General features: G+C 41.9%; 41 protein-coding genes and 1 pseudogene. All 42 read left to right on the top strand.

Features of this window, described 5'->3' with window-relative positions; genetic code table 11:
- Positions 1-141, top strand: a pseudogene (gene tuf, locus U2P91_RS10250) (elongation factor Tu); the annotation flags it as partial.
- 165 nt (positions 142-306) lie between these two features.
- Positions 307-1,173: a DegV family protein gene (locus tag U2P91_RS10245; protein WP_111887957.1), complete on the top strand. Its 867-nt coding sequence runs from the start codon at positions 307-309 to the stop codon at positions 1,171-1,173.
- 302 nt (positions 1,174-1,475) lie between these two features.
- Positions 1,476-1,784, top strand: coding sequence for a 30S ribosomal protein S10 (gene rpsJ, locus U2P91_RS10240; protein ID WP_014357213.1), 309 nt, complete (start codon positions 1,476-1,478; stop codon positions 1,782-1,784).
- A gap of 53 nt (positions 1,785-1,837) precedes the next feature.
- Positions 1,838-2,467, top strand: a complete 630-nt coding sequence (gene rplC, locus U2P91_RS10235) for a 50S ribosomal protein L3 (RefSeq protein WP_111887956.1) — start codon at positions 1,838-1,840, stop codon at positions 2,465-2,467.
- Positions 2,468-2,496: 29 nt separating this feature from the next.
- Positions 2,497-3,117 carry a 50S ribosomal protein L4 gene (rplD, locus tag U2P91_RS10230; RefSeq protein ID WP_111887955.1) on the top strand — a complete coding sequence of 207 codons (621 nt, stop codon included), beginning with the start codon at positions 2,497-2,499 and terminating at the stop codon, positions 3,115-3,117.
- Entirely contained in the window at positions 3,117-3,407 is a 291-nt protein-coding gene (rplW, locus tag U2P91_RS10225; protein WP_111887954.1) for a 50S ribosomal protein L23, read from the top strand. Before rplD ends, rplW begins: the two co-directional genes overlap by 1 nt.
- A gap of 55 nt (positions 3,408-3,462) precedes the next feature.
- Positions 3,463-4,296, top strand: coding sequence for a 50S ribosomal protein L2 (gene rplB / locus U2P91_RS10220; protein WP_111887953.1), 834 nt, complete (start codon positions 3,463-3,465; stop codon positions 4,294-4,296).
- A 41-nt stretch (positions 4,297-4,337) separates the two neighbouring features.
- Positions 4,338-4,616 carry a 30S ribosomal protein S19 gene (gene rpsS / locus U2P91_RS10215; RefSeq protein ID WP_111887952.1) on the top strand — a complete coding sequence of 93 codons (279 nt, stop codon included), beginning with the start codon at positions 4,338-4,340 and terminating at the stop codon, positions 4,614-4,616.
- A gap of 18 nt (positions 4,617-4,634) precedes the next feature.
- Positions 4,635-4,970, top strand: coding sequence for a 50S ribosomal protein L22 (rplV, locus tag U2P91_RS10210; RefSeq protein ID WP_026393632.1), 336 nt, complete (start codon positions 4,635-4,637; stop codon positions 4,968-4,970).
- Positions 4,971-4,981: 11 nt separating this feature from the next.
- Complete coding sequence (rpsC, locus tag U2P91_RS10205; RefSeq protein ID WP_070369935.1) at positions 4,982-5,707, top strand: 30S ribosomal protein S3; 726 nt, start codon at positions 4,982-4,984, stop codon at positions 5,705-5,707.
- A gap of 18 nt (positions 5,708-5,725) precedes the next feature.
- Complete coding sequence (rplP, locus tag U2P91_RS10200) at positions 5,726-6,166, top strand: 50S ribosomal protein L16 (protein ID WP_204355497.1); 441 nt, start codon at positions 5,726-5,728, stop codon at positions 6,164-6,166.
- The gene (gene rpmC, locus U2P91_RS10195; RefSeq protein WP_111887951.1) at positions 6,163-6,366 is read left to right on the top strand and encodes a 50S ribosomal protein L29; all 204 of its coding nucleotides are present in this window, start codon (positions 6,163-6,165) and stop codon (positions 6,364-6,366) included. The genes rplP and rpmC overlap by 4 nt, the downstream gene beginning before the upstream one ends.
- A gap of 28 nt (positions 6,367-6,394) precedes the next feature.
- Positions 6,395-6,652 (top strand): 30S ribosomal protein S17, encoded by a 258-nt coding sequence (rpsQ, locus tag U2P91_RS10190; RefSeq protein WP_111887950.1) that lies wholly within the window; start codon positions 6,395-6,397, stop codon positions 6,650-6,652.
- 27 nt (positions 6,653-6,679) lie between these two features.
- Positions 6,680-7,048 (top strand): 50S ribosomal protein L14, encoded by a 369-nt coding sequence (gene rplN, locus U2P91_RS10185; protein WP_026393627.1) that lies wholly within the window; start codon positions 6,680-6,682, stop codon positions 7,046-7,048.
- 14 nt (positions 7,049-7,062) lie between these two features.
- On the top strand, positions 7,063-7,377 hold the full coding sequence (gene rplX, locus U2P91_RS10180; protein WP_111887949.1) for a 50S ribosomal protein L24: 315 nt from the start codon (positions 7,063-7,065) through the stop codon (positions 7,375-7,377).
- Between the two features lie 20 nt (positions 7,378-7,397).
- Positions 7,398-7,940 (top strand): 50S ribosomal protein L5, encoded by a 543-nt coding sequence (gene rplE / locus U2P91_RS10175; RefSeq protein ID WP_026393625.1) that lies wholly within the window; start codon positions 7,398-7,400, stop codon positions 7,938-7,940.
- Between the two features lie 13 nt (positions 7,941-7,953).
- A complete protein-coding gene (locus U2P91_RS10170; protein ID WP_111887948.1) occupies positions 7,954-8,139 on the top strand; it encodes a type Z 30S ribosomal protein S14 in 186 nt (61 codons plus the stop codon).
- A gap of 33 nt (positions 8,140-8,172) precedes the next feature.
- Positions 8,173-8,571 (top strand): 30S ribosomal protein S8, encoded by a 399-nt coding sequence (rpsH, locus tag U2P91_RS10165; protein ID WP_111887947.1) that lies wholly within the window; start codon positions 8,173-8,175, stop codon positions 8,569-8,571.
- A gap of 24 nt (positions 8,572-8,595) precedes the next feature.
- Positions 8,596-9,132: a 50S ribosomal protein L6 gene (rplF, locus tag U2P91_RS10160; RefSeq protein ID WP_111887946.1), complete on the top strand. Its 537-nt coding sequence runs from the start codon at positions 8,596-8,598 to the stop codon at positions 9,130-9,132.
- Positions 9,133-9,172: 40 nt separating this feature from the next.
- A complete protein-coding gene (rplR, locus tag U2P91_RS10155; RefSeq protein ID WP_111887945.1) occupies positions 9,173-9,541 on the top strand; it encodes a 50S ribosomal protein L18 in 369 nt (122 codons plus the stop codon).
- Positions 9,542-9,558: 17 nt separating this feature from the next.
- Positions 9,559-10,065, top strand: a complete 507-nt coding sequence (gene rpsE, locus U2P91_RS10150) for a 30S ribosomal protein S5 (RefSeq protein ID WP_111887944.1) — start codon at positions 9,559-9,561, stop codon at positions 10,063-10,065.
- 11 nt (positions 10,066-10,076) lie between these two features.
- On the top strand, positions 10,077-10,259 hold the full coding sequence (gene rpmD / locus U2P91_RS10145) for a 50S ribosomal protein L30 (protein WP_111887943.1): 183 nt from the start codon (positions 10,077-10,079) through the stop codon (positions 10,257-10,259).
- Positions 10,260-10,270: 11 nt separating this feature from the next.
- Entirely contained in the window at positions 10,271-10,714 is a 444-nt protein-coding gene (gene rplO / locus U2P91_RS10140; protein WP_111887942.1) for a 50S ribosomal protein L15, read from the top strand.
- A gap of 1 nt (position 10,715) precedes the next feature.
- Positions 10,716-11,975 (top strand): preprotein translocase subunit SecY, encoded by a 1,260-nt coding sequence (secY, locus tag U2P91_RS10135; RefSeq protein WP_111887941.1) that lies wholly within the window; start codon positions 10,716-10,718, stop codon positions 11,973-11,975.
- A gap of 23 nt (positions 11,976-11,998) precedes the next feature.
- Positions 11,999-12,664: an adenylate kinase gene (locus tag U2P91_RS10130; RefSeq protein ID WP_111887940.1), complete on the top strand. Its 666-nt coding sequence runs from the start codon at positions 11,999-12,001 to the stop codon at positions 12,662-12,664.
- Positions 12,661-13,410, top strand: a complete 750-nt coding sequence (gene map / locus U2P91_RS10125; RefSeq protein WP_111887939.1) for a type I methionyl aminopeptidase — start codon at positions 12,661-12,663, stop codon at positions 13,408-13,410. The genes U2P91_RS10130 and map overlap by 4 nt, the downstream gene beginning before the upstream one ends.
- 11 nt (positions 13,411-13,421) lie before the next feature.
- Entirely contained in the window at positions 13,422-13,724 is a 303-nt protein-coding gene (locus U2P91_RS10120) for a KOW domain-containing RNA-binding protein (protein WP_111887938.1), read from the top strand.
- Positions 13,725-13,727: 3 nt separating this feature from the next.
- Entirely contained in the window at positions 13,728-13,955 is a 228-nt protein-coding gene (gene infA / locus U2P91_RS10115; protein ID WP_070369950.1) for a translation initiation factor IF-1, read from the top strand.
- A 13-nt stretch (positions 13,956-13,968) separates the two neighbouring features.
- Positions 13,969-14,082: a 50S ribosomal protein L36 gene (rpmJ, locus tag U2P91_RS10110; protein WP_013382261.1), complete on the top strand. Its 114-nt coding sequence runs from the start codon at positions 13,969-13,971 to the stop codon at positions 14,080-14,082.
- A 147-nt stretch (positions 14,083-14,229) separates the two neighbouring features.
- Positions 14,230-14,592 (top strand): 30S ribosomal protein S13, encoded by a 363-nt coding sequence (rpsM, locus tag U2P91_RS10105; protein WP_111887937.1) that lies wholly within the window; start codon positions 14,230-14,232, stop codon positions 14,590-14,592.
- A gap of 13 nt (positions 14,593-14,605) precedes the next feature.
- Positions 14,606-14,998 (top strand): 30S ribosomal protein S11, encoded by a 393-nt coding sequence (gene rpsK, locus U2P91_RS10100; protein WP_111887936.1) that lies wholly within the window; start codon positions 14,606-14,608, stop codon positions 14,996-14,998.
- A gap of 16 nt (positions 14,999-15,014) precedes the next feature.
- Positions 15,015-15,644, top strand: a complete 630-nt coding sequence (gene rpsD / locus U2P91_RS10095; RefSeq protein ID WP_111887935.1) for a 30S ribosomal protein S4 — start codon at positions 15,015-15,017, stop codon at positions 15,642-15,644.
- A 71-nt stretch (positions 15,645-15,715) separates the two neighbouring features.
- Positions 15,716-16,675, top strand: coding sequence for a DNA-directed RNA polymerase subunit alpha (locus U2P91_RS10090; protein WP_070369954.1), 960 nt, complete (start codon positions 15,716-15,718; stop codon positions 16,673-16,675).
- 4 nt (positions 16,676-16,679) lie between these two features.
- On the top strand, positions 16,680-17,021 hold the full coding sequence (gene rplQ / locus U2P91_RS10085) for a 50S ribosomal protein L17 (RefSeq protein WP_026393609.1): 342 nt from the start codon (positions 16,680-16,682) through the stop codon (positions 17,019-17,021).
- 102 nt (positions 17,022-17,123) lie between these two features.
- A complete protein-coding gene (locus U2P91_RS10080; protein ID WP_322519587.1) occupies positions 17,124-17,969 on the top strand; it encodes an energy-coupling factor transporter ATPase in 846 nt (281 codons plus the stop codon).
- On the top strand, positions 17,960-18,814 hold the full coding sequence (locus tag U2P91_RS10075; RefSeq protein ID WP_322519584.1) for an energy-coupling factor transporter ATPase: 855 nt from the start codon (positions 17,960-17,962) through the stop codon (positions 18,812-18,814). The genes U2P91_RS10080 and U2P91_RS10075 overlap by 10 nt, the downstream gene beginning before the upstream one ends.
- A 4-nt stretch (positions 18,815-18,818) precedes the next feature.
- Positions 18,819-19,640, top strand: a complete 822-nt coding sequence (locus U2P91_RS10070) for an energy-coupling factor transporter transmembrane component T (RefSeq protein ID WP_322519583.1) — start codon at positions 18,819-18,821, stop codon at positions 19,638-19,640.
- 14 nt (positions 19,641-19,654) lie between these two features.
- On the top strand, positions 19,655-20,389 hold the full coding sequence (truA, locus tag U2P91_RS10065) for a tRNA pseudouridine(38-40) synthase TruA (protein ID WP_322519582.1): 735 nt from the start codon (positions 19,655-19,657) through the stop codon (positions 20,387-20,389).
- Positions 20,390-20,582: 193 nt separating this feature from the next.
- Entirely contained in the window at positions 20,583-21,020 is a 438-nt protein-coding gene (gene rplM, locus U2P91_RS10060) for a 50S ribosomal protein L13 (RefSeq protein ID WP_111887930.1), read from the top strand.
- Positions 21,021-21,044: 24 nt separating this feature from the next.
- Positions 21,045-21,437 carry a 30S ribosomal protein S9 gene (rpsI, locus tag U2P91_RS10055; protein WP_111887929.1) on the top strand — a complete coding sequence of 131 codons (393 nt, stop codon included), beginning with the start codon at positions 21,045-21,047 and terminating at the stop codon, positions 21,435-21,437.
- 87 nt (positions 21,438-21,524) lie between these two features.
- Entirely contained in the window at positions 21,525-23,339 is a 1,815-nt protein-coding gene (gene typA / locus U2P91_RS10050) for a translational GTPase TypA (RefSeq protein ID WP_111887928.1), read from the top strand.
- A 201-nt stretch (positions 23,340-23,540) separates the two neighbouring features.
- The gene (locus U2P91_RS10045; RefSeq protein WP_322519581.1) at positions 23,541-23,882 is read left to right on the top strand and encodes a hypothetical protein; all 342 of its coding nucleotides are present in this window, start codon (positions 23,541-23,543) and stop codon (positions 23,880-23,882) included.
- The last annotated feature ends 61 nt before the right edge of the window (positions 23,883-23,943 follow it).

Below are 23,943 nucleotides of genomic sequence, written 5' to 3'. Positions count from 1 at the left end.
ATGGTTATGCCAGGGGATAACGTGCAAATGGAAATCACCCTGATTACCCCAATCGCCATCGAAGAAGGTTTACGTTTCGCGATTCGTGAAGGCGGTCGTACCGTTGGTTCTGGTGTTGTAGCTAAAATGCTGGCGGACTGAAGCTGAGTCTGATTTTAAAAAGTCAAACCGTCCTTGCGAGGGCGGTTTTTTTACTTGCGTATTGTTAAAGTTTAAAGATAGTGGTAAAATAGTAACTTAGAGAAATTGCTGATTTTAGATCGATTAGTAAAAAATTGCTGGCTGCAATTTAGAAAGAAGTGAGAAATGATTAGACTCTTAGTTGATAGTATGTGCGATCTACCAAAAGACTTTGTGAATCATCCCAGTCTGGATATGGTTTCGCTGAATGTTATTATTGAAGGGGTGGTCTACCGGGATAAACGGGAAATTGATCTGGACGGCATGAACAAGTTTATGAAACAAGGAATTGTTCCGACCACGTCTCAGGTCAATCCGGGGGACTTCATGGAATACTTTGAAAACTGTGCCAAAAACAATATCGAGTGCCTCTATCTTGCGTTTACCTCAAAACTATCAGGGAGCTATGAAACGGCTGGTCTGATTTTAAAAGAGGTGAAGGAAAAATACCCCGATTTCAAGTGCCGAATCGTTGACAGTCTCCACAGCGGCGGCAGCATTGGTTTGATCGCAGTGGAACTGCTAAAACTGATTGACCAGGAAAAAGATCTGAATTATCTGGCTGATGCAGCAGTGAAGTTCATTCCTCATGCTCATTTTTATTTTAGTATTGAAGATCTCAACTGGCTGTACATGGGTGGTCGGGTATCCAAGGGTACAGCAGTCGTCGGTGGTTTCTTAAAAATTCATCCGATCGTATCGGTGGAAGATGGCGAACTAAAAATTATTGGTAAGTCTCGAGGAACAAAAAAAGCCCAAAAGACGATTATTGATAAGACGGCAGAAAATATTGTGGGATATCTGGATCAAAACGTTGGCATTGCCTATACCGGGTCGATGAAGCCGGTCGAAGATTATGAAGCGGCGCTTCGCCTGATGGGTGTTAAGCATATCGAGCCTGTTCCGATTGGATGTGTTCTGGCAGCCCATCTGGGTCTTCAGGGAACAGGGATTTACTTTCTGGACACACCGCCGGACGAAATATTGAAGTAAGAAAAAAATAAAATCATTGTTAAATTTAAAAAAACGCTTGCCAAGGGCGTTTTTTTCTTGTATAATGTGAAAGGTTGACACTCTGCGATGAAGTGAGAGGTTGCTGTCGCCTTAGACAGGTTTTTCCCATGGAGTATGTCACGATCTTTGAATCGGACGACAACCACTCAAAATCAAGTATTTTCGGCAAAATGATCCGTCATTTTGCTAAAAAAAATAATGATGAAACACCCGGATGGGTTGACGAGTGGTTGGAGTACCTAAATGACGAGTAAAAATTGATAAGGAGGTAAAATTTAGGTATGGCAAAACAAAAGATTAGAATCAGATTAAAAGCGTTTGATCACAAGTTACTCGATCAATCCGCTGAACGAATTGTTGAAACAGCAAAGAGAACAGGTGCGAGCGTATCTGGTCCAGTGCCACTGCCAACAGACAAAGAAATCATTACGATTCTTCGAGCAGTGCACAAGTATAAGGATTCCAGAGAGCAATTTGAAATGCGCACACACAAACGGTTAATTGACATTTTAAACCCAACACCAAAAACCGTAGACGCATTAATGCGATTGAACTTACCAGCAGGCGTTGATATAGAAATCAAACTATAGACCCCATTGGTATTATGATTGCACAGCAATCCAATGATATTTAGGAGGAAATAATGAAAAAAGCAATTATCGGACGAAAAATTGGGATGACCCAGATTTTTACAGACAACGGAACGGTTATTCCAGTTACCGTGGTAGAAGCAGGACCTTGCGTTGTGCTTCAAAAGAAAACCATCGAAACAGATGGGTATGAAGCACTGCAATTAGCATTTGGCGAAGTTAAAGAACGACGCATGACCAAACCGCTAAAAGGTCACTATGACAAAAATAGTGTCGAGTATAAAAAAGTAATCCGGGAATTCAAACTTGATGATTATGCAAGTTATGAAACTGGTCAATTAATTCAGGCTGAGCTGTTTGAAGCTGGTGATCGCGTTGACATTTCGGGAACATCAAAGGGTAAGGGGTTCCAGGGGGTTATTAAACGACATAACCAATCCCGAGGACCAATGGCTCATGGTTCCAAATATCACCGTCGACCAGGTTCCATGGGAGCATCTTCTTCGCCTTCAAGAGTATTCAAAGGCAAGAAACTTCCTGGCCAAATGGGAAACAAAAATGTAACTGCGGTTAATTTGGAAGTTGTTAAAGTCGATGCAGAAAACAATGTGCTCTTAATCAAGGGCGCGGTACCAGGCATTAGAGGAGCACTTGTTACAATTAAAAGCAGCGTTAAAGCATAAAAAAATCAAGCCTGAAAGGAGGAAATCAAATGCCTAAAATTGACGTTTTAGATGTAAAAGGAAATGTTGTTGGTGATGTCGAATTAAGCGAAGGAATCTTCGGAATCGAACCCAACGAACACGTAGTACATGAAGTAGTGGTTGCACTGCTTGCAAATAGACGACAGGGAACACGTTCCGCCTTGACTCGATCCGAAGTCCGTGGCGGTGGTCGTAAACCCTGGAGACAAAAAGGAACAGGCCGGGCTCGTGCCGGTACCATCCGATCTCCATTGTGGAAGGGCGGCGGTGTGATCTTTGCACCAAAATCAAGAGACTATAGCAAAAAGGTTAACAAAAAAGTTAAAGCTTTAGCGATGAAGTCGGTATTTTCAGCAAAGGCTCAGGAAAATGAACTGCGGGTCTTAAATCAATTGGTGATGGATGCTCCAAAAACCAAAGAAATGATTGCTGTGCTGAACAATATCAATGCTCAAAAAGCCTTGATTGTACTTCCAGAAAACAACGAAGCAATTATCCGTTCCGCAAACAATATTCCAAAGGTTGCAACAACGACGGTCAGTGAATTAAACGTATATGATATGTTGAAATATGACGTGTTGATCATGACTCAGGAAGCATTACAAAAAATTGAGGAGGTATACGCATAATGAAAAATCCTCGCGATATTATTATCAAGCCAGTTATTACCGAACGTAGTATGGCCGATGCCGAAGAAAAAAAATTCACCTTTAAAGTGGATAAAAGAGCGAATAAAATTGAAATTAAAAATGCCGTTGAAGTCATATTTGGTGTTGAAGTTGAAAAAGTGAGCACTATGAATATGAAAGGCAAACTCAAAAGAACCGGACGTTTCGTTGGTCGACGATCAGATTGGAAAAAAGCAATCGTGAAATTAACACCTGGAAGTAAGGGTATCCAATTCTTCGAAGGCGTATAAGCGAACAAACGAGACTACAACCCGAGAAGCATACAAAAAAAGGAGGTAGCGATTAATGGGTATTAGAAAGTATAAACCAACGTCCCCGGGACGTCGAAATATGAGCGTCAATACATTCGAGGAAATCACCAAGCATGAACCCGAAAAGGCTTTATTAAAGCCCCTTAAAAAACATGCCGGTCGTAACGCATATGGCCGTATTACCGTTAGACATCATGGTGGTGGAGCAAAAAGAAAATACAGAATTATTGACTTCAAAAGAAATAAAGATAACATTCCGGGAAAAATTGCCGGAATTGAATATGATCCAAACCGAAGTTCAAATATAGCACTGGTTCACTATGCAGATGGTGAAAAACGTTATATTATTGCACCACTTAAGTTAAAGGTCGGCGATGTTATTTTCTCTGGACCAGAATCAGATATTACCATTGGTAACTGTTTGCCACTTCAAAACATTCCTGTTGGTACAACGGTTCACTGTGTCGAACTAAAAAATGGTAAAGGTGCTCAAATGGTTCGTTCCGCCGGCGCCAGCGCTCAGCTGATGGCTAAAGAAGGAAATTACGCAACACTGCGATTGCCTTCCGGTGAAATGAGACTCGTGAGAATTGAATGTCGAGCAACCATTGGTCAGGTTGGAAATTTGGATCATCAGCATGTCCGTATTGGTAAAGCTGGTCGTAAACGTCATATGGGCATCCGCCCAACGGTTCGTGGTTCAGTAATGAATCCATGTGACCATCCACACGGTGGTGGTGAAGGACGTGCTCCAATTGGACGTTCTGGCCCAGTTACGCCTTGGGGTAAACCAACCCTTGGTTACAAGACACGTAAGAAAAACAAACCTTCCGATAAATATATCGTAAGATCACGAAATAAAAAATAAGCTAAAAACCATAAGATAACGAACCGAGAGGAGGTTGAATAATGGGTAGATCATTAAAAAAAGGACCTTTTTGTGACGAAAAGTTACTTAAACGCATTGAAGCAATGAATGATAAAGGTGAAAAGAATGTGCTAAAGACCTGGTCGAGAAGCTCGACACTTTTCCCACAAATGGTAGGACACACCATCGCCGTTCATGATGGCAGAAAACATGTTCCAGTTTATGTTACTGAAGATATGGTCGGACACAAACTTGGAGAGTTTGCGCCAACCAGAACCTTTAGAGGTCATGCTGGGGAAAAGAAATCTAAATTAAGATAGCCAGAAGGAGGTATACGAATGGAAGCAAGAGCGACAGCTAAATATGTACGTGTTTCATCCAGAAAGGCTAAATTAGTGGCTGATTTAATTCGAGGCAAAAGTCTTGGAGAAGCATTAAGTATTCTAGCATTAACACCAAATAAAGCAGCTAAAATAATTGACAAAGTTGTAAAATCTGCTTTAGCAAATGCTGAAAATAATTTCAACATGAACCCTGAGAACTTATATATCGATCAGATTTATGCCAATCAGGGTCCGACATTAAAACGATTCAGAGCGGGTGCACAGGGACGAGCAACAATTATCAGAAAACGATCGTCTCATATTACAGCCGTATTAAAAGAAAAAGAGTAAGGAGGGCATAGATGGGTCAAAAAGTCAATCCTCACGGATTAAGAGTTGGCGTTATTAAGGACTGGAATGCAAAATGGTTTGCTAACAACAAGGATTTTGCTGATTGTTTAATAGAAGATTACGATATTCGTAAATATATAAAAGTAAACCAATACCAGGCGGGCATTTCTAAAATTGTCATCGAACGTTTTGGTAACAAGGTAAAGATTCATATCTATACAGCAAAACCAGGGATGATTATTGGTCGTGGCGGTGCAGGTATCGATGCGTTACGTCTTGAACTTGAAAAAATGACCAAGAAAACCGTTTTTATCAACATTGTTGAAGTTAAAAACGTCGATATGGATGCTCAATTAGTGGCTGAAAACATTGCCGCTCAGCTGGAACGACGAATTTCCTTCCGACGAGCAATGAAACAAACCATGCAGCGAACCATGAGAGCAGGCGCCAAGGGAATTAAAACTGCTGTTGCAGGCCGTTTAAACGGAGCTGAAATGGCACGAAACGAACATTACGCCCAAGGTCAAGTTCCCCTTCAAACCCTCCGAGCTGATATTAGCTATGGCTTTGCCGAAGCGGATACCACCTATGGTAAACTCGGTGTCAAGGTTTGGGTTAATAAGGGCGAAATTTTAACTGGACGCGAAGATATTTTAGCGGTAACCGCTGAAGATGACGCTAAAGCGAAAAAAAGTGCACCGCGCCGAAAAGCTCCTACTAACAGGACAGAAAACTAAGAGAGGAGGCCAACGCATATGTTAATGCCTAAACGTGTAAAACGTAGAAAACAACATAGAGGTCGTATGAAAGGAAAAGCCCTTCGTGGTAATAAGATTACCTACGGAGATTTCGCTATTCAAGCATTGGAGCCAGCATGGATTACTGCTAATCAGATCGAAGCTGCCCGTGTTGCGATGACCAGATATATTAAAAGAGGTGGCCAGGTTTGGATTAAAATATTCCCTGATAAACCGGTCACGCAAAAACCAGCAGAAACTCGAATGGGTTCCGGTAAAGGGTCTCCAGAGTATTGGGTTGCAGTGGTAAAACCAGGCAGAGTCATGTTTGAAATCGCTGGAATTTCTGAGGAAGTAGCTCGGGAAGCCATGCGTCTTGCTCAACATAAATTGCCAATCAAAACGAAGTTTATCACTCGTAAAGATCAGGAAGCACAAGAAGTGGGTGATGAAGCATGAAACCAAGTGAATTAAGAGAATTAACAACGCTAGAGCTTGAAGCAAAATTGGGTGATCTGAAAGAAGAATTATTCAACCTTCGATTTCAACATGCGACAGGCCAGTTGGAAAACCCAATGCGGATCAAAGAAGTTAAGAAGACTTATGCACGGATTAAGACAATTATCCAGGAACGTGCCATGAAGTCGGATGAAGCATAATAAACCAATAGATAAGGAGGTTTAGCTTATGGAAGAAAGAGGTTACAGAAAAACTCGAATCGGTAAAGTAACCAGTGATAAAATGGATAAAACCGTTGTTGTTGCTGTGGAAAGTTTTGTAAAACATCCGCTTTACTCAAAACGAGTGAAACACACTGTAAAGTTCAAAGCCCATGACGAACAAAACGAATGTAATATCGGTGATACCGTTAAAATAATGGAAACAAGACCACTCAGCAAAGACAAACGCTGGAGATTAGTAGAAATCGTAGAAAAAGCACTATAAGTCAATGTGCGGAAGGAGGTATTTCGGATGATTCAACAAGAAACGAGACTGAAAGTAGCAGATAATACCGGTGCAAAGGAATTACTGTGCATCCGAGTTCTCGGGGGTTCCGGTCGACGATATGCAAATATCGGAGACATCATCGTGTGTGCTGTTAAAAGTGCTGCACCCGGTGGCGATGTTAAAAAGGGCGACGTTGTAAAAGCGGTTGTCGTTAGAACAAAAAGCGGAATTAGAAGAGATGATGGCAGTTACATCAAATTTGATCAGAATGCAGCGGTTCTTATAAAAGATGATAAAAACCCAAAAGGTACCCGTATTTTTGGACCTGTCGCAAGAGAGTTAAGGGACAAGAAATACATGAAAATCGTATCTTTGGCTCCTGAAGTACTTTAAGGAGGAAATGAAAGATGCATATTAAAAAAGATGATATCGTAATGGTAATTTCCGGTAAGGACAAAGGAAAAAAGGGAAAAGTGATTCAGTCTTATCCTAAAGATGGAAAAGTCCTTGTGGAAAATGTAAACATGGTAACGAAGCACCAGAAACCGACTCAACAAGTACAGCAAGGCGGAATAATCCGTCAAGAAGGTGCACTTGAGGCTTCGAATGTGTTACTTTATTGTGAAAAATGTGATAAAGGTGTCAGAACCGGACAAAAAGTTTTAAATGACGGAAAAAAAGTCAGATTTTGTAAAAAATGTAATGAAACATTTAGTAATTAATTTCGGGAAGGAGGACCAATATGCCCAGATTAAAAGATAAATATCTTACTGAAGTAATTCCAGCAATGATGGAAAAATTTCAATATAAAAACATCATGGAAGTTCCTAAACTAGAAAAAGTTGTACTCAACATGGGTTTAGGAGATTGCAAAGACAACTCTAAAGCTTTAGAAGCCGCAGTAATTGACCTTGGAATAATTGCCGGTCAACGACCAGTAATTACAAAGGCGAAAAAGTCAGTAGCCAACTTTAAAGTCCGAGAAGGCATGAACATTGGAGCGAAAGTAACTCTACGAAGTGATCGTATGTACGAATTTACTGACAAGTTATTCAACGTTGCCCTTCCTCGAGTACGTGACTTCAGAGGTTTGTCCAACAAATCATTTGACGGACGTGGTAATTATGCTTTTGGTATCAAAGAACAACTCATTTTCCCTGAAATTGATTATGACAAGGTTGAACAAGTTCGAGGCATGGATATCATGTTTGTCACAACGGCAAATACAGATGAAGAAGCTCACGAACTGTTGAGACTGCTTGGCATTCCATTCAGTAGAGCATAAGGAGGACAGTACAGTGGCAAAAAAAGCGATGAAAGAAAAACAACAACGCAAAGCAAAACATTCAACTCAGGCATATACACGTTGCCGAATTTGTGGACGACCACATTCTGTGTTACAGAAATTTGGTATTTGTCGTATATGTTTCAGAGAATTAGCATATAAAGGCGAAATCCCTGGCGTAAGAAAAGCAAGCTGGTAAAAACAAACTGGCAAAGAAAAGGAGGTACCGAGTATGGTTATGACTGATCCTATTGCGGATATGTTAACACGCATCAGAAATGCAAATGATGCAGGTCATAAAACAGTTGAGATGCCTGCTTCAAAAGAAAAGAAAGCAATTGCTCAAATTCTTTTAGAAGAAGGTTACATTAATAAAGTTGATTACATTGCCGATGAAAAGCAAGGTGTCATAAAAATTGCACTTAAATACGGAGAAAACAAAAGTCGTGTCGTTGCAGGCATTAAAAGAATCTCCAAACCAGGTTTACGAGTATATGCCGGTAAAGACGATGTGCCAAAGGTACTAAACGGCCTTGGCATTGCCATCGTTTCTACATCAAAAGGCGTAATGACAGATAAAAAAGCAAGAAAAGCCGGCGTTGGCGGCGAAGTGATATGTTACGTTTGGTAACAAATTAAGACAGGAGGTAAAAAGATGTCAAGAGTAGGAAAAGCACCCGTTGCAATCCTCCCAGGAGTCGACATAAAAAAAGACGGTCAGACGTTGACTGTCAAAGGTCCATTAGGACAACTCGTTAGAACTTTTCATCCTGATGTCATCATCGATGTTCAAGAGAGCGAAGTCGTTGTGACCCGACCATCTGAAAGTAAGCTGCATAAATCGCTTCATGGTTTAACCCGGGCTTTAATTCAAAACATGGTTACTGGTGTCAGCACTGGCTTTACAAGAACCCTGGAAATCAGTGGAGTAGGATATAGAGCAGAAAAAAAAGGAACCAAATTAGTCATGAATCTAGGGTATTCACATCCGGTTGAGATGGAAGATCCAAAAGGTGTTGAAGCGGTTCCAGAAACCAATACGAAAGTCGTCATTAAAGGCATTAGTAAAGAAGCAGTGGGTGCGCATGCAGCCAATATTCGAGCGAAACGCCCACCAGAGCCTTACAAAGGTCATGGCGTACGATATTCTGACGAAGTAATAAGACGTAAAGAAGGTAAAACAGGTAAATAACCTGCTAGCCCGTCAAAGATGATGAAGGGAGTAAAACTCGATGATTAAGAAACCCATTAAAAATAAAATTCGTATCGCACGTCACTATCGGGTCCGAAACAAAGTTTCCGGAACTGAAATGAGACCACGCTTAAACGTTTTTAGAAGTAATAAAAATATTTATGCTCAAATTATAGATGATACTAAAGGTATCACATTGGTTTCTGCTTCTTCCAATGACTCTGATCTTAAAGGTCAATTGTCAAAAGGTGGAGATAAAGCAGCAGCTAAAGCCGTAGGTCAGGCGATTGCTAAACGTGCTCTTGAAAAAGGCATCGAAGCAGTTGTATTTGATCGAGGTGGTTATGTATATCATGGTAGAGTAAAAGAATTGGCTGACGGCGCTCGTGAAGCCGGCCTGAAATTCTAAGTAAAGGAGGTCATTTGATGCAAAACAAAAAAATCGATCCAAGTACATTAGATTTGAAGGAAAAAGTCGTTGCCATCAACCGCGTAACTAAGGTTGTTAAAGGTGGTCGTAACTTCAGATTCAGCTGTCTTGTGATTGTTGGAGACGAAAACGGTCATGTTGGCGTCGGTAAAGGAAAAGCAATGGAAATTCCAGATGCGATTCGTAAGGGTATCGACTCGGCAAAAAAATCACTGATTAAAGTACCAATGGTTGGAACAACTATTCCTCATTTAGTCAATGGTGAAGCTGGTGCAGGCCATGTATTATTAAAACCTGCCGGAAAAGGTACTGGTGTTATTGCTGGCGGACCTGTCCGTGCGGTTTTGGAACTTGCTGGTATCAGAGATATTCGTACTAAATCTTTAGGATCAAACAATGCCCGTAACATGGTTAATGCTACAATGGCAGGCCTTGCAGAACTGACTACAGTTGAAGAAGTAGCAGCTAAACGTGGTAAAAAACCTGAAGAAATTTTAGATTAGGAGGAATCATTATGGCTAAGCAATTAGAAATTACACTAAAGAAAAGTTTGATTGGTCGTAACCCCAAACAACGGGCAACCATAGAAGCTTTAGGCCTAAAAAAAATTGGCCAGACCGTAAAGCATAATGATACCCCTCAGATTCGTGGCATGATTCATATAACAGACTTCATGCTCGAAGTAAAAGAAGTATAGGAGGTGTCAAGATGAAGTTACATACTTTAAGTCCAGCCCCAGGTTCAAAAAAGGCACCCAAGAGAAAAGGACGCGGTACTGGTTCTGGTCTTGGAAAAACTGCTGGTCGTGGACAGGATGGACAAAAATCACGTTCCGGTGGTGGTGTTCGACCAGGTTTTGAAGGTGGACAAATGCCATTGGCACGTCGTTTACCTAAACGTGGTTTCTCAAACGCTCGATTCAAAAAAACCTATGCAATTGTCAATGTGGGAGAGCTGAATGCATTTGATGCCAATACAGTGATTACCCCGGAACTATTGCTTGAATACGGATTCGTCCGAAAATTAAATGATGGGTTGAAAATCCTTGGAAACGGAGAAGTTGAGAAGGCATTCACCATTAAAGCGCACAAAATCAGCAAATCAGCTGAGGAGAAAATTCTCGCTGGAGGAGGAAAGGTAGAGGTGATCTAATATGGTCTCTACCTTGAAGGATGCTTGGAAAATTCCAGATCTACGACGAAAGATAATCATTACCTTATTACTGCTGTTTGTATATCGTTTGGGATCCTTCATACCGGTTCCATTCATTGATACCGCGCAGTTAAGTCAACTCGTCAATGATAGTGGGATTTTTGGTCTGTTTGATATTATATCCGGTGGTAACTTTGGTAATTTCACTATTTTTGCCATGAGTATCACCCCGTATATTAATGCATCAATTATCATGAACCTTTTGGCATTTGCAATTCCAGCTTTGGAAGCGCTACAAAAAGAAGGGGAAGAAGGACGCAAGAAGCTAGCTCAGTACACCCGTTACCTGACCATTGTGCTGGCACTGATCCAGGCTTTGGGCATGAGCTTATCCTTCGGCGATTTGTTAATTGATAGAACGCCATTTACCGTATTTACGGTTGTTTTATGTATTACTGCAGGGACAGCGTTTTTGATGTATCTGGGTGAACAAATTACTGAAAGTGGTATCGGTAACGGTATTTCTTTGATTATTTTCATCAGTATTGTTTCCCGAATCCCATCTGCGATTGGCCAAATGTATCAATATGTTACAATTGGCACGTTAAATCCGATCACTTTGATCGTGTTTCTTGTCTTTATTGTGGTGGTTGTCTTTGGTGTGGTGGCTGTTCAGGAAGGACAACGAAAAATCCCGGTTCAGTATGCAAAACGGGTTGTTGGCAGAAAAATGTATGGTGGACAAACTACTCACATTCCCATGCGCGTGAATATGGCAGGCGTTATTCCGGTCATCTTTGCCAGTTCGTTAACCTTATTTCCGGCAACAATTGCCAGCTTTTTCCCAACATCGGCCTTTGCAAATTTTATTTCAACTTATTTAGCTTGGGGATCCTGGCTTACTAATATTATTTATATCACATTAATTATTGCGTTTACCTATTTCTATACAGCTGTAACATTTAATCCGTTTGATATCGCAGAAAATATCAAAAAACAAGGCGGTTATATTCCCGGGATCAGACCGGGGAAACCAACTGTAGAGTACTTGTCGAGAATTATGAACCGATTAACATTATTTGGTGGCGTCTTTTTAGCGATCATTGCTGTTATTCCTATTTTTGTAGGTAATTTTATGGGTGTCAATCTTCAATTCGGCGGAACAAGTTTGCTGATTGTCGTTGGGGTAGCCCTTGAAACGGTTAAACAGATTGAAGCAGAAATGATGATGAGACACCATCAGGGATTTTTAAAATCTTAAAATGAACTGGAGTTAAGTGAAAAATGAGAATTGTATTATTAGGACCTCCGGGAGCCGGCAAAGGGACACAGGCGAAGCGGATTTGCGAAACCTATAAAATCCCACATATTTCAACAGGTGATCTCTTTCGAGAAAACATGAGTAAAGATACACCGCTTGGTCAAAAGGCAAAAGAGTATATGGCTCAAGGCCTATTGGTGCCCGATGATTTAGTCATTGATATGGTTGAAGACCGTTTGACCCATGATGATGTACTGGCTGCTGGTTATGGCTATTTACTGGACGGATTTCCCCGGACGGTTGATCAAGCTCAGGCTTTATGCCGAATCAATGCCAAGCGTGATTGTGAGTTGGATTTTGCTATCAATCTTGAGGTACCATTTGACATTTTGATTGAACGTGTTTCAGGGCGACGAATCTGTCCGACCTGTCATGCAACCTATCATATCAAGTACAGCAAGCCAAAGGTTGAGGGTGTCTGTGATTTAGATGGCACACCACTCTATCAGCGGGATGACGATAAAGTTGAGACCGTAAAAAAGCGAATTCAAGTTTATCAGGATCAGACCGAACCATTAATTGAATTCTATCAAGACAAACAAAAGATCATCAATATTAATGGATTGCAACATATGGACGATGTTTTTGAAAACATCGAAGAAATCCTAAGTGGAGTTAAGAAAAGATGATAACCATAAAATCCCGAAAGGAAATTGATCTGATGCGTCATGCCGGAAAGATTGTGGCAGGCGCCCATGCCTTAGTTGGAAGTATGATCAAACCTGGGGTAACAACACAAGAACTGGATCATGCAGTTGAACAGTACATTCGCGCTGCGGATGCAATTCCTACATTTAAAGGCTATGGCGGATTCCCAAACTCTATCTGTGCTTCAATTAATGAAGTGGTAGTGCATGGGATTCCTGAGAAGCGGCGATTGCAGGAAGGCGACATTATCAGTATTGATATTGGCGCGACATACAAGGGTTACGTTGGTGATGCTGCCGTTACTCACGGAGTTGGCAACATTTCCGATGAAGCAGCACGATTGATTGCAGTCACCCGGGAGTCATTCTATCGCGGCATTGCATATGCCAGGGATGGTTTCCGATTGTCAGACATCTCAAATGCCGTTCAGACTTACGTCGAAGACAATGGATTTTCTGTTGTCCGGGACTATGTCGGTCATGGTGTGGGAAAGCAAATGCATGAGGATCCACCGATTCCCAATTATGGCCCAAAAGGACACGGTCCCCGGCTGCGGCAAGGGATGACCCTGGCCATTGAACCAATGGTCAATGTCGGTACCTATGACGTTGTTACATTAAAAGACGGATGGACGGTGGTAACCACAGATGGTAAGCTCTCGTCACATTACGAGCACACCATTCTCATTACCGGAACCGGCGATCCAGAACTGCTGACAGTCATTTAGTTGGTGGCTGGATGAATGAATTTAAAGTTGGACAAGTGGTTCGTTCTATAGCTGGCCGTGATAAGGGTCAGTTTATGGTGGTTATTGAAGTGGTGAACGACCATTTCACCACTGTATCGAATGGAGCGCTTCGTAAAGTGAGTAATCCAAAGAAAAAAAAGGTCAAACACTTGGCGAAGACGAATCACATAGCCACAGATATTCGTGATAAAATATTAAATGGAAAAATGATAACTAACGCTGAGTTAAGAAAAATACTCGAGTCCTATCACATGCCTGATGGTATTGGGGATGAGAATCGTGAGGAGGTTTGATCAATGGCCAAAAAAGATGTTATCGAGGTAGAAGGCTCAGTTATTGAGTCATTACCAAACACTATTTTCTTAGTTGAATTGGAAAATGGACATCAGATAACTGCACATATTTCGGGAAAACTTCGCATGAATTACATAAGAATTTTACCGGGAGATAAGGTAGTTGTTGAATTATCCCCATATGATTTGACCCGCGGGCGTATCGTATGGCGTGGGAAAGGGAAATCATAAAGGAGGCATACAAATGAAAGTTAGACCATCAGTAAAACCGATTTGTGAAAAATGCAAAATTATTAAGAGAAATGGTCGTGTTATGGTTATTTGCGAGAATCCAAAACACAAGCAGAAACAAGGTTAAAACCGTCGAGTCCAGAAAAATAGAACATGACCGCGGCAATTTTAGTCATGTTCATGATATAAAAACACCCTGGGTTTTAATTTCGTTACGTCACTAACTTAATTGATTCACCAGCATTTAGAAAACAATTTAGGAGGTACACACCCTATGGCAAGAATTGCCGGAGTCGATTTGCCCCGAGATAAGCGGGTCGAAATTGGATTAACTTACATTTATGGTATTGGACATTCAACAGCCTTAGAGATCTTAAAAGCTTTAAATATCAATCCTGATACCAGAGTGAAAGATCTGACTGAAACAGAAGTGAATGATCTAAGAATTACAATTGATAAATACACTGTTGAAGGTGACCTTCGTCGAGAAGTCAACTTAAACATTAAACGACTAATAGAAATTGGATCTTATAGAGGACTACGTCATCGTCGCGGACTTCCTGTGCGCGGGCAAAAGACTAAAACGAATGCTAGAACTCGAAAAGGTCCTAAACGTCTCGTCAGTAAGAAGAAATAAGGAGGGCTAAAGAATGGCAGTTAAAAAAGCACGAAGAAAAGTAAGAAAAGTCAAAAAGAATATCGAACGTGGCCAGGCCCATATTCAATCTTCTTTCAATAATACCATTGTTACCATTACAGATATGTCAGGAAATGCCCTTTCATGGGCAAGTTCTGGTGGACTAGGCTTTAAAGGGTCACGAAAAAGCACCCCTTTTGCTTCTCAAATGGCAGCAGAAGAAGCGGCAAAAGCAGCCATGGAGCATGGACTTAAAAGCGTAGAAGTTTTAGTCAAAGGCCCTGGTTCCGGACGTGAGGCAGCAATTCGAGCCTTACAGGCGGCTGGATTGGAAATTACCCTGATCCGCGATGTTACGCCTATTCCACATAACGGTTGTCGACCACCTAAGCGACGACGAGTATAACAGGAGGGCGAAAATTATGTCAAGAAATATAGAAGCATCATGCCGACAATGTCGACGTGAAGGTGCAAAATTGTACTTAAAAGGTGAACGTTGTTATTCAACAAATAAATGTGCGTTTGAACGACGTCCAACACCTCCAGGCCAACACGGAAAAAGACGAACAAAAGTATCGGAATACGGCCTGCAATTACGTGAAAAGCAAAAAGCAAAACGTATTTATGGTGTGCTTGAAAAACAGTTCCGGGGATACTTCGAAATTGCTGAAAAGCAAAAAGGGATTACCGGTCATAACCTGCTTATTCACTTAGAATCACGTTTGGATAATGTTGTTTATCGATTAGGTCTGGCAACTTCCCGTAAAGAAGCCCGCCAACTGGTCGATCATGAACATTTCCTGATTAACGGCAAGAAACTAAACATTCCTTCTTATATCATGAAAGATGGCGATGTGATTGAAGTTCGGCCTAAAAGTAAGAAATCTCAGAAGTTTAAAGACATTTTAGAAGTGACAGAAAATAGAACTGTAGCAGCTTGGTTATCTAAAGATGTTGAAACACTATCAGGAAAAGTCATTGGCAGACCGGCAGTAGAAGACTTAGATGTCGAAATTGCTGAACATCTTATTGTTGAATTGTATTCTAAATAGGCTACATGTTCGGGAACCAATTAACCCTCATGTTAATGTATGGATTATAAATAAGTAGGAGGGTCTGATAAATGATCGAATTCGAGAAACCAGTCATCGAAATTGTTGATAAAAAAGACGACGATACCTACGGGCGGTTTGTCATTGAACCTTTAGAACGGGGATATGGAACCACCCTTGGTAACAGTCTGAGACGGATAATGCTGTCTTCTTTGCCGGGCGTGGCAGTCACATCGGTAAAAATCGAAGGCGTATTGCATGAATTCTCAACCATTCCCGGGGTAAAAGAAGATGTTATTGAAATTCTTCTAAACCTGAAAGGTCTGGCCGCAGAAATATATACCGATGAGCCAAAGGTTATTTACATTGAAGCTTCAGAGGAAGGTGAAATCACTGCTGGTGATATCATCGCCGACTCTGATGTCGACATCCTGAATCCGGAAATGCACATTGCGACCTTATCTAAGGGTTCAACCTTAAATATGGAAATGCGCATCGAAAAGGGTCGCGGTTATGTGGCGGCAGATAAAAATAAGTATCCGGGCATGCCGATTGGAACCATTCCAATGGATTCAATCTTTTCGCCAATTATTAAAGTAAATTTTCTAGTTGAAAATACCCGAGTCGGTCAAATTACCGATTTTGATAAATTAACGATTGATATTTGGACAGATGGAACGACAACCCCAGAAGAAGCACTCTCTTTGGCAGCTAAGGTTTTAAGTGAACATTTAAACTTGTTCATTAATTTAACTGAGCATGCGACTACTGTAGAAATTATGGTAGAAAAAGAGGAAAGTGAAAAAGAACGCATTCGCGAAATGTCGATTGAAGAACTGGAACTTTCAGTAAGATCCAGTAACTGCTTACGACGGGCGAACATCGATACAGTTGAAAAATTAACACAACGAAGCGAAGAGGACATGATTAAAGTTCGTAACCTCGGTCGCAAATCTCTTAATGAAATCAAGCACAAGCTGGCAGAGATTGGTTTGTCCTTGAGTCAAGAAGAAGAAAAGGCAAAGGAGTAACACTATGGCGGGATATCGAAAACTAGGCCGTCCCTCTGATCAAAGAAGAGCATTATTGCGGAATCTTACGACTGCCCTTTTAGAACACGGTAAAATTGAAACAACCGTAACCAGAGCGAAGGAAGTTAAAAGAATTGCAGATAAAATGGTCACTTTAGGTAAAAGAGGCGACTTACATGCCAGAAGACAGGCAATTTCTTATATCACTCAAGAAGCAGTGGTTAAACAATTGTTTGACGAAATTGCACCTAAATATACTGAACGTAACGGTGGCTACACACGAATTTATCGGGTGGGACCACGACGTGGCGACGGCGCAGAAATGGCTATAATTGAATTAGTATAATTTAAGATGCAAAAAGGGGATTAAGATGTTGTTTACGCTTAATCCCTTTCTTATATTGCAAATCTTATGATTTAACACCAAAGAAGGTAAAAATAAGTGACAATGCAAAGTAATAATAAAATGATTGAAGTGCGTGATGTCCACTTCACATATCCTCATCACGATGAAAATGAGGCAGTCCTTGCTTTGAATGGTGTCAGTCTGCACATTGAAAAAGGTGAATTTGTCGGAATTATTGGACACAATGGTTCGGGAAAATCCACTCTTTCCAAGCTGCTAAATGCGATCATTTTTCCTACCCAGGGGGATGTGATTGTCAGTGGTCTTAACACCAGGGATCAAACACATCTGTGGACAATTCGTCAAACCGCAGGCATGGTTTTCCAAAACCCGGATAATCAGTTAGTCGCCACCATCGTGGAAGAAGACGTGGCCTTCGGCCCTGAAAACCTCGGCGTTCCGCCCCAAGAAATCAGAGAGCGGGTCGATCGGGCCCTGGCGACGGTTGAAATGCAAGCTTATGCACATCAAAAACCCCATCAATTATCCGGGGGACAAAAACAGCGGATTGCCATTGCCGGGATTCTGGCAATGGAACCGGAGTGTATCATTTTCGATGAACCGACCGCGATGCTCGATCCATCGGGACGACGGGAAGTGATGGAAACCATCAAACGGCTTAACCGTGATAAAGACATGACCGTGATTCACATCACCCATTTTATGGAAGAAATTGTGGCTGCAGATCGCATTATCGTTCTGGATAAAGGTCAGGTTGTGATGGAAGGTGAACCCCGAACAATTTTCAGACAGGTCAAACGGCTCAAGGAGATTGGTCTGGATGTGCCTCAAATGACGGAATTAGCTTATGAGCTGCGGCGTGAAGGACTAGAAATCACCGATGATGTGTTAAGTATTGAGGAAATGGTGAACGCCTTATGTCAGTAGAAATAAAAAATCTTTCGCATACCTATTCAGAAGGTTCGCCGTTTGAATTCAAAGCGCTCAAAGAGATAAATATCACCATTGAAGACGGCAGTTTTATTGGCATCATCGGTCATACCGGTTCGGGTAAATCAACCCTGATTCAGCATCTGAATGGATTATTAACCCCCACCTCCGGCACGGTTCTGGTCGATGGGAAAGATATCTTTGACACAAAAAAATCCGAATTGATCGAGCTTAGGCATCGTATTGGCCTAGTTTTTCAATACCCGGAACATCAGCTGTTTGAAGAAACCGTCCAAAAAGATGTGGCCTTTGGACCCAAAAACCAGGGACTCAGTCAGGAAGAAATAGATACGCGGGTCAGACAATCAATTAAAATGGTTGGTCTTGATTTTGAAACCATTAAGGATAAATCCCCCTTTGAATTGTCGGGCGGACAGATGCGGCGGGTGGCGATTGCCGGTGTTCTGGCGATGGAGCCGGCGGTGCTGATCCTCGATGAACCGACCGCGGGCCTTGATCCCCGGGGCCGCGAAGAAATACTGGCGCAGATCAAATTATTGCATACTCAGAAGCAAATAACAGTTATTCTGGTGTCCCACAGTATGGAAGATATCGGAAAAATGGTCGATAAGATTCTCGTCATCAATGAAGGTGAAGTGGTCTTTTTCGATACGCCGAGTCACGTGTTTACACAAATCTCAACCTTGGAAAGCATTGGATTGGCGGTACCGGAGGTAACCTATCTGATGCGGCGGCTGAAAGAAAAGTATCCGGAAATCAGAGAAGACATCTTTACGGTGGAAGCTGCCAAAAAAGAAATTCTCAAAGTCATAAGAGGATAATTAAATGTTAAAAGATGTTACGATTGGTCAGTATTATCCGACCGGGTCAGTAATACACAAACTGGACCCGCGAACGAAGATACTGTTTACCACAGCTTTTGTTGTGATGTTGTTTTTTTTGAATAATCTATGGGGTTATCTCGTCACATTTTTGATCCTGACAACCATTACCCTGCTTTCTAAAATTCCGGTGGGGTACATTATTCGAGGGATTAAGGGTTTAGTGCTGATTATTATGCTCACAGTGGTATTAAACCTCTTTATGACGCCTGGAACACCAGTGGTTACGCTGGGATCGCTGACGGTGACCCTGGAAGGTTTGAAAGTGGCAACCTATATGGCACTGCGGCTGATCTTTCTGGTGATCGGTACCAGTATTATGACCTTAACCACCTCGCCGATTGATTTAACTGATGGAATGGAGTGGTGCATGCGTTTTATTCCGTTTGTCAGGCGATATGCCCATGAACTGGCAATGATGATGTCGATTGCGCTGCGCTTTATTCCGACCTTGATGGAAGAAACCGAGCGAATCATGAAGGCTCAAAAAGCCCGGGGGGCAAATTTTGAAACCGGCAGCATTATTTCCCGGGCTAAAAATCTGATCCCGATTTTGATTCCACTGTTTATTTCCGCTTTTCGCAGGGCTGACGAATTGGCCACCGCCATGGAAGCCCGCTGCTACCGAGGCGGTGAAAACCGAACCCGGATGAAACAATTAGCCTTTGAATTCCGGGATAGCGTCAGTTTGGCACTGATGGTTACAATGATTGTGGGTCTTTACCTGACTACCTTGATTCAAATTCCTCTTGTGTTCCCGGTTTAAGGGGCAAGAAGATAATGAGAAATATTCAGATTATTATTAGTTATCGGGGCACCAGTTATTGTGGGTGGCAGGTTCAGCCCAATGGTGTTACCATTCAAGAAGTCATCATCAGAGCCATCAAAGAACTGACCGGCGAAACTGTCAATCTGACCGGATCTGGCCGGACTGATGCGGGAGTGCATGCCTTGGGCCAGAGTGCTAATTTTTTTACCGCTTCGACCATCCCACCGGAGGTATGGTATCGGGCCCTGAACACCCGACTTCCAGTAGACATTCGGGTGATTCGTAGCCGGGAGTGCCCCCCGGACTTTCATAGCCGCTACAATACCATCGGTAAAAGTTATCTTTATAAAATTTTAGAAAGCCCGGTGGCCAGTCCTTTCTTGGCGGATTTGGCATTTCATATCACCCGAACGCTGGATTGGGGGGCCATGGAAGAAGCGGCCGCCGGTTTTTTAGGCGAGCATGACTTCAGTGCCTTTATGGCCAGTGGCAGCGCCATCAAAAGCACCGTTCGTACCATTACTGACATATCATTTATAAAGCGTGGCGAGTTATCGGAAATAACCTTTACTGGAAACGGATTTTTGTACAATATGGTAAGGATTATGATGGGCACCCTCTATGAAGTGGGTTATGGCCGCTTAAAACCACAGGATATCAAAGCGATCATCGCGGGTAAGGATCGCAATAAGGCTGGTGTGACAGCACCGGCTCATGGTCTTTACTTAAAGGAAGTTTATTATTAAATGATTATTAGGAATAAATACAAAACACATGCATAAATAACTTGACACACCCGGGAAGATGCTATAAAATTAACAATGGACGTTAATGTATCACTAGCCCCGATACGATAAAAAAACGATTTCTGATAACTCCCACTTATCAGAGAGCCAATAGATAAAAAAAAGAAATTATTAACTGAGGAGGACTTTTGAGATGAATGCGAATGCCACAAAAATGGCCAAATCTCATGAAATAGACCGTAAATGGTATGTGATTGATGCGGAAGGTAAGGTATTAGGACGACTGGCGACAGAAGTTGCAAATATTTTACGAGGAAAAAACAAACCTATCTTTTCACCCCATATGGATTGCGGAGATTTTGTTATTATCATTAATGCCGATAAGGTTGTGTTAACCGGAAACAAATTGGATCAGAAATTATACAAAACATATTCTGGATATTGCGGCGGGTTAAAAGAAATGACTTACCGAAAATTCTTAGCTGAAAAACCAGAACTTCTGGTTTTCAAAGCAGTAAAGGGTATGATCCCACATAACAAGTTAGGGGATAAAGTTGCGACTAAACTTAAAGTTTATGCTGGCACCGAACATCCACATGCTGCCCAACTGCCTGAAGTTTACGAATTTTAATGCTGAGAAGGAGGAAATAAGAGAATGGCTAAAGTACAATATTTAGGAACTGGAAGAAGAAAAACCTCGGTTGCCCGAGTTCGATTATTACCAGGGAGTGGAAAATTCACAATTAACGGACGTGATATTGATGAATTTTTCGGAATGGAAACCTTAAAGGTTATCGCAAGACAACCGTTAACATTAACGGACACGCTGGGCACCTTTGACGTGATTGTCAATGTCCATGGTGGTGGTTTCACCGGGCAAGCTGGAGCGATCCGACATGGGATTTCCCGTGCCCTGCTCGAGGCTGACATCAACTTAAGACCAGCACTCAAACGTGCCGGATACTTAACGCGAGATTCGCGAATGGTTGAAAGAAAAAAATACGGTCTCAAAAAAGCCCGTCGTGCACCGCAGTTTTCAAAACGTTAATATCAGACTTTTTACAAGGTCCTGCGACATTCAATGTTGCAGGACTTTTCAGTGTTACGCCATAATAGATTAAGAAAGCAGGAATTTATGAATAACAAACAACCCATTATTAACATTGCAGTCATCGCCCATGTCGATGCCGGAAAATCTACCCTGGTAGACGCCCTTTTAGGACAAAGCAATGTTTTTAGAGAGAATCAGGAGGTCGTGGACTGCGTAATGGACAGCAATGACCTTGAACGTGAACGCGGAATTACGATTTATTCAAAAAATTGTTCCATTATGTACAAGGACATTAAAATCAATATTGTCGATACCCCCGGCCATGCCGATTTTTCTTCAGAGGTTGAACGAATCTTAAGAACGGTTGACACGGTGGTGCTACTGGTTGACTCCAGTGAGGGACCGATGCCACAAACCCGTTTTGTCCTGAATAAGTCGCTTGAAAAAGGGCTAAACCCGATCCTTTTCATTAATAAAATTGATAAAAAAGATCAACGTGCTGAAGAAGTGGTTGATATGGTATTTGACTTATTTGTAGAACTCAAAGCCAATGACAAACAGTTGGATTTCCCGGTTCTTTACGGGATTGCCAAAGATGGCATTGCCATTCGTGATATGGATGATGAAGGGGTTAATCTGGCACCACTCTTTGAAACCATTGTCGAACATGTCGGTCTTCAGGATGATCTGAGCCTTGAACCATTGCAGATGCAGGTTTCCTCATTGGCTTATGACGATTACATTGGCCGTCTGGGGATTGGTAAGATCTATTCTGGAACCATTCACGCGGGCGAACAGATCGAAGTATGTAAAACCGACGGAAGCTTCAAAAAGGAAAAAATCAATCAGGTTTTTGTCTACCGTGGTTTAGCTCGAGTTGAAGTCAAAGAAGCCAAGGCCGGGGATATTGTTGTGATCTCAGGAATCCCGGAGATATCAATCGGGGAAACCATTGGTGAAATCAATCAGGTTCAACCAATGGAGCTGATTGAGATTGAACAGCCCACCTTGTCGATGAACTTTCTGGTTAACAAGTCTCCTTTTGCTGGAGACTCTGGAAAATTTGTGACCACCCGGCACATTCGGGCCCGGTTGGAAAAGGAACTGGAAGTTAATGTTGGGCTATTAGTGGAAGAACTCGAAGATACCACCGATGGCTTCAAGGTTTCCGGACGGGGTGAACTTCATTTATCAATTTTACTTGAAAACATGCGCCGGGAAGGTTATGAAGTGGCTGTTTCTAAGCCCGAAGTCATCATGCACCGGGACGAAAATGACAAACTAGTAGAGCCGGTGGAACTGGTAATCATATCGGTACCGGAAAAATACTCGGGTGCGGTAATTTCTAAGCTCAATATTCGAAAAGGTCGGATGGAAAGCATGTATAATGAAGAATCCTGGACGAGAATGGAATTCTTTGTGCCGACCCGTGGTTTGCTGGGATATCAGAGTGAGTTTATCAATGACACCCATGGTGAGGGCACCATGGTGCGTCGTTTTGCGCAGTTTGAAGCCCATAAAGGCGAAATTCCACAACGACAAAACGGCGTGCTTATTTCTCAGTTCAGCGGCGAAACCATGGCTTACTCGCTCTTTAACTTGAGTGACCGGGGTGAAATGTTAGTTGGCGCGGGAACCAAGGTTTACGAAGGGATGATCATCGGGATTAATAACCGTAGCGATGATATGACCGTCAATCCAACTAAAAATAAAAAAATGACTAATGTCCGGTCTTCGGGAACCGATGAGGCCCTGAAACTGGTTGAGCCAAGACTAATGACTTTGGAGCAAGCATTGGAATTTATCAATGATGATGAATTGGTGGAGCTGACGCCCACTGATATTCGGATTCGCAAGAAAGTACTGGGCGAACTGGAACGAAAACGCAGCGCCCGCTAAAAAATTCTGGAACGCTTTAATCGCGTTCCTTTTTTTGTTACACAAAAGAATGAGATAGAGGACTGGCGCTTAAAATAACAATTGACCGCTAAACTTTTAGTGTGATATCATGTAATCAGTACAAATATTAGTTAAACTGATGTCAACAGAGACAGCGGTTTTTCAAATATCGGTCTGATTTTAAAACGGAGGTTAAACGAAATGATTGATATTGACAAGCAGGAAGCCGAAGAAGGCAAAATCATGGCAGTCTTTGCTTATATTATTTTTCTGATTCCGTTATTGGCAGCAGGTGACAACCAATTTGCCCGATATCATACCAATCAGGGTCTGGTACTATTTCTGGCCTGGTTAATTTTGACTTTTGTTGGCGGTATTATTGGACTGGTACCGATTATTGGCTGGATTCTGTCCACCATTCTTTTTAGTGCGGCACCGTTGGCGTTTTTGGGTTTGGCTATTTATGGGATTCTCAATGTGGTGCAGCTTGAAGCCAAACCGCTTCCGCTTATCGGTGGGATTACCCTGATTAAGTCCTATTAGGTCGTTCTTCATACATTATCATAGATAGATAAAAAGCATTGCTTAACCAGGCGATGCTTTT

This window comes from Acetobacterium sp. K1/6, from assembly GCF_034438075.1.
GTDB lineage: Bacteria > Bacillota > Clostridia > Eubacteriales > Eubacteriaceae > Acetobacterium > Acetobacterium carbinolicum.
Note: the sequence above shows the minus strand (reverse complement) of the source record. Positions and strands in the feature narration are given on the sequence as shown.